Genomic DNA, 6,964 nt, shown 5'->3' with positions numbered 1-6,964 from the left:
CTACTTCAGCTTTTCGCTTTGATGTCCAGTAACTGTTCTTTTTCATACCGTCAGAAATTTAGCAATTTTTCTGCTCGGTTTTAATTGGGGCTAATATACAGGTTTACAAATAAAATTTAATTCAAAAATTTATTTAAAAAGAAAGAGCAATTTTAGGTTTACAAGTAGAGCAGTAGGAAAAGGCTAAACCAGCGGGTTTAGCCTTTCCTCATTAATCAAATCGAATTGTATTGGTTGGTAGCCATAAGCATAAAATAATTTGGCTCATAAAATTTTAACGCATCGCAATAGAGGTATTAGGTGTTCACCATCGAACAGCAATCGTACTGTTTCGAACAAAAGCGGCAAGATCACCTAGTATAGCAAGACACTCCCTCAATGCTCATTATGTAACATATAGGCCAATTGGTACAGAAATAGAAGAGCGAAATATCCTATTATAAAAATCATAAAAACTATGAAACCCAATTACATTTTGCTTAATGTACTCATATCAATTTTTGCAGTACTAATTCTCCTTTTAGGGTGTCAAAAAACAAAACGGCACACTGAATACTTTCCCGATAGCGCATGGTTACAATACGCTGACCTATCGGATGCCGGATGGGATGAAACCCAACTAGAAAACGCAGTTAAATTTGCCGACAGCTTAAATACTGCTGCATTCATGCTAATTGAGGATGGCATTGTTGTAAAATCCTATGGTGATATTAGCAGACGATTTGCATGCCACTCCGTTCGCAAGAGCCTGCTTAGCGCATTATACGGCATATATGTTGAAAGAGGATTAATTGATACTAGCAAAACAATCCAAGAGCTGGGTATCGATGACATTGGCATACTTACAGAGGCTGAGAAACAGGCAAAAATTGTGCACTTACTAAAGTCCAGATCTGGCATCTTTCATCCGGCTGCATACGAAACCCCATTCATGGCTAGCACGCGACCCGCCAGGGAAGCTTACTCGCCTGACACGTATTGGTATTACAACAACTGGGATTTTAACACCCTTGGCTACATCTTCAATCTTGAAACTGGAGAGGATCTTTTTAAAGCCTTCGAAAAGCAGATTGCGCAACCCATAAAGATGCAAGACTTCGAAGCGCATCATGGATACTATCACCTAGAGCACGGACACTCACAGTTCCCCGCATACCCATTTAGGCTATCGGCAAGGGATATGGCTCGTTTTGGACTTCTATTCCAAAGGCAAGGGAGTTGGAATGGTAAGCAGATAATCTCCAAAGACTGGATAGAAAAAAGCATTGCCCCCTACTCTACTGAATTGGGGAGTTACTCTGGTTCGGGCTACGGATTTATGTGGTGGCTACTTGAAAAAGAGTTTGATGAGTTTGGTGGTGGTTACTCTGCCTTAGGTGTTGGTGAACAAACCATTACCGTACTCCCTGAGCTGAACATCGTATTTGTACACCGCACGAATACATATCAGAATAACAACATTAGCCGAAACAGCACTATCAAACTCCTAAAATCGCTCCTTAGTGCAAAGGTAGGTAATTCTGACTCTACGCCAAGACTTGAACAATATAAGGAGTTGGAAAATCAACAAGAGGATTACAAAGACTACCGTAAATTTGTATCACTTAAGGGGCAATACGAGTACTCAAGCGGAATTAGCTTCGAAATAGTAGAGACGAAGAATGACTTAAGGCTTATCGATGAACGAATGGGGCATTACAACTTACTTTTCACCTCCGACTCCAGCTTCCTGCTCGAAGATCGACTTGAACAATTTTACACGACAAGCATAAACGGTAAGCCGATAATAATCAGCGAGCGGATAGCAAACCGTGAGGGTTACCACTTGCTCAATAGCAACAGGATTGAGGAGGCTCTTGAAATGCTTAGGCTTAACACTGTGTACTACCCCGAGTCGTACAATGTTTTCGATAGTATGGGCGAAGCATTGCAAATTGCAGGCGACACCCTTTCCGCGGTGGAGAATTATAAAAGATCTATTGTATTAAATCCAAATAACAGTCGTGCCATTTGGCTAATGATGGAACTGAATATCAATGGATTTGAGAGGCAATCGCTTAGTAGTGCTGATATTGCTCGTTACACCGGTGATTATAGCATAAGAAATCAATCACTGCGATTACAAGCCATGGGCAACAAGCTCAGTATTATCTTACAGAATGGTAGAGGTGAAATAGAGTTGATCCCCTTTGCACAGGACAAGTTCATTGTAAGCAGAGGAAATCATGACATATTCGACTTTAGCATTGGTGACAATGGAGATGGATTTAATATCATTACCCAAAATGGAATAGTTGGGAAGTGGGTAAGGCAGTAGCACGTTGAAACACCACAAAAGATATCCTAGCCGATGAACTTTTTTCACCTGTTTACGCTCATTATGGCCCTCCTGTCGTACTCTCTGGCAGGGTATTGTCAAATCATTACAGTCACTATGGGCAACAGTTGCTCTACTGATGTATACTATGAAATAAAGGGACAGGGAAAGCCAATGATTATCCTGCATCGAGCCACAAGTGGTTACCTAGAACCAATTTTTGAGGAGCAGGATGGGTGGAAAAGAATCTACATTGATCCTCCGGGTATTGGAAACAGTAGCGCCAATGAGTGTATTCGTAATGCCGATGATTGCCTAAAAGTTATTCTGGTTGCCATTGATATGCTGGTTCCCCATGAGCCCTTCTCACTGATTGGATTCTCGTACTTTGGGTATATGGCTCGCGGAATACAAGCAAAAACTCCCAATAGAGTGAACGGAATGGCGCTTATCTGCCCTGTTGTAATTCCTCAAAATAGTGGAAGAACACTACCAACTCACACGAAGCAATTTGTTGATCAGGAATTTTACAATCGCTTGCCTAATGATAAAAAGCAACAGCTTGAAAACCTTGTGGTAAAAACACCATGTAGCTTACAAGCAGTTGAAAAATTGAAGCGAGATGATGTATTAATGAATGTTGAATTTTGGAATAGAATAAAACTAAATGGATACTCCTTTTCATTTGATATGGATAGTGTAACTTTCAACAACCCTGCACTTGTATTATTGGGTTTGCAAGATGATGTGGTTGGGTTTACCGATGCCCTTAGACTTTCGCAAGCAATGCCAAGCGCAAGCATAGTTGCCCTCGATTTTGCAAGCCATTCGCTCCCCTACGAACAGAATCATTTGATGAGGATTCATATCTTTGAATGGCTTAAAAGAGTGCGTTACCAGATTGAATACAATGAGAAAACTACACACTAAACAATTTACCTAAAATTATGACAATGAAACCTAAAAAACAGCAACTTACATTCCTTATTGGGGGGCTAATCCTAGCCTCCTCTCTGATCCAACCAGCTTGCACAGATACAAGCAAGCCAGAAAAATCAACTATCCATTTCGTTACGAAAACAGGAGAAGCCGAAATCTTCGCCCCGAACCTAGTATCAACCCATATGACTGAGCGCGATGCTGCGCTTTCGCTCAAGGGCGATGAGTTTTACTTTACCCTATCCAGCTACACGCATCCAGCTATCGTTTATATCAAAAACACTCCCAATGGATGGACTAGTCCTCAGGTAGCCTCATTCTCCGGTACTTACTCCGATTTGGAGCCTCACTTCTCACCCGATGGCAACAGGCTCTACTTCGCATCAAACAGGCCTTTAGCCGAAGGTGGCGAACCAAAGGATTTCGACATATGGTATGTTGACAGGCTTGACACAGGCTGGTCGGATCCAGTTAATATTGGAAGCCCTATAAACACAGAGGCCAACGAGTTTTACCCCTCCATAACCAATAGCGGAACGCTATACTGGTGCGCCATCAGAAAGGATGGATTGGGTATTGGTGGCGAAGATATTTACTACTCAGCGCTTGAGGATGGACAGTACAAAACGGTACAAGCCCTACCCGACTCTATTAACACACCAAGGGATGAGTACAACGCCTACATAGCTAGGGATGAAAGCTACATCATTTTTACCTCAACCGGTTGGGGGCGTGGCTATGGCAAGGGCGACCTGTGGATTAGCTTCAAGCATCCCGATGGCTACTGGACAGAAGCCAAAAATATGGGCGAAAGGGTTAACACATCTGGTTTTGAGTACTGCCCATTTGTATCGGACTGCGGCAAATACCTTTTCTACACCAGCGATAAGCCAGCAAATGGGTCAGGCACTGCCCCTATAACCTACGGTGATATAGTAAGCTATTCACTAGGAACTGGGAACAAGCAAAGTGATATTTACATTATCAACGCAAGTGTAATCGAAGAACTTCGTCCCTAATCTCATTGTTCTACTTTCTTCTAACTACCACACGCTAGCCCTACCCTATAAATAGGGAGGCTAGCGTGTTAGTGTATGGTGGTAGTAATGGTTTAGCGATGGTTTCCGGGCCTCAAGGGAAGTCTATGCATGCATAAAAGCCCACATGCTAAGATCAAACCAAGTTAGCTTTCATTTTTGGTGGACAGAGCACTCATTTTTTAAAAGGTAACGTAAAAATAAAAGCACAACCTTTTCCTAACTCACTTTTAGCACAAATGTTTCCGCCATGCTTCTCTACAAATTCCTTACATAGTAATAAGCCAAAACCCGACCCCTTTTCACCTGCTGTTCCTGCGGCAGAGATATCGGAATCAATTTCAAATAGTTTACTTAAAGTATCTTTACTCATACCAACCCCATTATCTGAAACCGTTATTTCGATATTGTTTTGAATTTTTACTGCCGAAATAGCAATTTTCCCATGTGGGTGACTGAATTTTATGGCATTGGATACGAGGTTTCGTAAAATCGTTTTTAGCATATTCACATCTGCATACACCTCTATATCATCTGTTTGAACATTATCTAAAGTTACATTTTTAATGTTTGCAATTGATTTCAACTCTTCAAATATTCCATTAATAACTGCTTGTAAACTTGTGGTTTCCGGCATAAAGGTATTGTTACCCGTTTGAGACTTTGCCCATGCAAGCAAGTTATCGAGCAAAGCAAGGGTGTTTTTAGATGTTGAGTTTATAATTCTCAGGTACTTCCCGGAATTATCGCTATAAAAATCTTTATGTTTTTCAATTAGTAGTTCAGATAAGCCTAAAATGGCACTGAACGGGCTTCGTAAATCATGCGCTATTATTGAAAAAAGTTTGTCTTTAGTTGCATTAAGTTCACGCAGCTGGGTTTCACGTTCCTTTAGAAGTTGTTCCGCTTTTTTCCGTTCCGTGATATCTCTAGATACACCATGATAACCAGAAATGCTACCGTCTGAATCATAAAAAGCTGTTGCTGTCGATTCTACCCATATCCAGGAACCGTCCTTACAAAGTTCTTCCAACTCGTAAATCGCTGGTGCAGATCTTATGCCCTTGCTCAGGTCAAACATTCGCTTTTTATTCGCCTGCTGGAGCATTTCAATACCTTCGGGTTTTAAAATCGAGAAAAGGGATTTGCCTATAACTTCCTCCTTCTTAAAACCTCTTATTCTCTCATCGGCGGGGCTAATGTAGGTCAGCCGAAAATTGCTATCCAAATGCCAGATTATGTCGCTCGAGTTTTCTGTAATAACTCTGAATTTTTCCTCGCTTTTTTGCAACTCCTGATTCTTGAGATGTAAACTTTCGGTCTTTTTTTTAATCTGCAAACGAAGTAGCCAAACCCATATGAAAACAAGAACAAGTAAAACAATGCCTATGGTAAAAACAATTCCAAAATTTCGGACAATTCGCCTATATTTTAAGTTATCCTCTTCATATACTTTCCATTTTTCTTGTATTTCAGCAAGCTTTCCATTCCTCCGAAGCTCAGTTAGTCCATTATTCAGTATGTTCAATAACTCTGTATTGCCTTTTCTTACCGCCATACAGTAAATACTAGGAATTATTGACGGGCCTCTAATTTCAATATTTTGATACTTATTCCTTTCTATTTCGTTCAAGCCAAGTAGATTGGGGGCTATTACATAATCTGCCAATCCCAATTCTATTACGGATAGAGCTTCGGGTAATGATTTTGCCAAAACATAATTCTTGAAAAGCCCCATAGGGATAAGGTACTTATCAATAGATATATCCTTATCCAACGCCACTAACTTGTAGTCATATAAGCTCGATAAATCTTTAAATGGCAAATCTTTGCGAATAAAAATTGAATAGTATTCTGTATGGATGGGAATGGTAAAATCAAGAAAACTCTCTCTTTCTTCAGAAAAGATGATCCCAACAATAATGTCAGTTCTTCCTGATTGAATGTATGAAATTGCACTATCCCACCTGCTAAGTTGAATATCTAACTTAATATCACTTAAGGCCGCAATAGCTTCTAACACTTCTATTTCCAGTCCGCTTGGTTTGCCTGTTTTATCAATAAACGAAAAAGGGGCATAATCATAATCACCGCCTACAACATACTTCTGCGCAAGTGCAAATTGGGGTTGAAAAAGAGTAGCAATGAGAATAGAAATTAAGTAAATGCGATTTGCCATTAATAAGTTGCTTTTAGTAATATGATTATCCGTTATGATCCACAAATCTTATATCAACATTACGAATTCCCACGATTTCTGCCTGGATGGAGCAATCTGCGTTACTCGTATATTGCTGATTATTTGCAAATTGCTCCGCAAAAAAGGCTCGCCTGTCTGTGAGTGATAGCAGGCAGGCATTTGGTTTCAATTTTAATCTTAGATAAAACGGATAATCATTTTAGAAATTGTCGTTTTAAAGGTAGCATATTCTGAGAATATATAATTTGCTTAACGTTTCCTTCAACTTATCAACACTCACTAAGTGGTAGCCCTTACTTTAATATAGCGTCCTCAGGCTATTGTTAGTAGAAATTCTTCCATAGATATTTGTTCTGTTAAATCGGTTTGAGTCAGGCTCATTCAGGGTGTAGTATTTTGATATATGCACGGACAGTACGCAAGATGTTCTAACACTATATAAATTAAGTTCAAATTATTAACCTACTGCCC

Annotated in this window: 4 protein-coding genes; 3 read left to right on the top strand and 1 reads right to left on the bottom strand. The window is 40.1% G+C overall.

Going from position 1 to position 6,964, the window contains the following annotated elements:
- The first annotated feature begins 457 nt into the window (after positions 1–457).
- Genes G8O23_RS08520 through G8O23_RS08510 form a run of 3 tightly spaced genes read left to right on the top strand, consistent with a single transcriptional unit; the run spans position 458 to position 4,275 of the window.
- Positions 458–2,317, top strand: a complete 1,860-nt coding sequence (locus tag G8O23_RS08520; RefSeq protein ID WP_166363765.1) for a serine hydrolase domain-containing protein — start codon at positions 458–460, stop codon at positions 2,315–2,317.
- A 33-nt stretch (positions 2,318–2,350) separates the two neighbouring features.
- Positions 2,351–3,247 carry an alpha/beta fold hydrolase gene (locus G8O23_RS08515; protein WP_166363763.1) on the top strand — a complete coding sequence of 299 codons (897 nt, stop codon included), beginning with the start codon at positions 2,351–2,353 and terminating at the stop codon, positions 3,245–3,247.
- Positions 3,248–3,270: 23 nt separating this feature from the next.
- Positions 3,271–4,275 carry a TolB family protein gene (locus G8O23_RS08510; RefSeq protein ID WP_166363761.1) on the top strand — a complete coding sequence of 335 codons (1,005 nt, stop codon included), beginning with the start codon at positions 3,271–3,273 and terminating at the stop codon, positions 4,273–4,275.
- A 193-nt stretch (positions 4,276–4,468) separates the two neighbouring features.
- Here G8O23_RS08510 and G8O23_RS08505 read toward each other — a convergent pair whose 3' ends face one another.
- Complete coding sequence (locus G8O23_RS08505) at positions 4,469–6,472, bottom strand: transporter substrate-binding domain-containing protein (protein ID WP_166363759.1); 2,004 nt, start codon at positions 6,470–6,472, stop codon at positions 4,469–4,471.
- Between the last annotated feature and the right edge of the window lie 492 nt (positions 6,473–6,964).

This window comes from Perlabentimonas gracilis (assembly GCF_011174675.1).
GTDB lineage: Bacteria > Bacteroidota > Bacteroidia > Bacteroidales > Tenuifilaceae > Perlabentimonas > Perlabentimonas gracilis.
This window is presented reverse-complemented; position numbering and strand designations above follow the sequence as displayed.

What these genes read in the sequence shown, in the direction of transcription:
- G8O23_RS08505 (WP_166363759.1), bottom strand. Translation starts at nt 6,472, where the DNA reads ATGGCAAATCGCATTTACTTAATTTCTATTCTCATTGCTACTCTTTTT.
- G8O23_RS08520 (WP_166363765.1), top strand. Translation starts at nt 458, where the DNA reads ATGAAACCCAATTACATTTTGCTTAATGTACTCATATCAATTTTTGCA.
- G8O23_RS08510 (WP_166363761.1), top strand. Translation starts at nt 3,271, where the DNA reads ATGAAACCTAAAAAACAGCAACTTACATTCCTTATTGGGGGGCTAATC.
- G8O23_RS08515 (WP_166363763.1), top strand. Translation starts at nt 2,351, where the DNA reads ATGAACTTTTTTCACCTGTTTACGCTCATTATGGCCCTCCTGTCGTAC.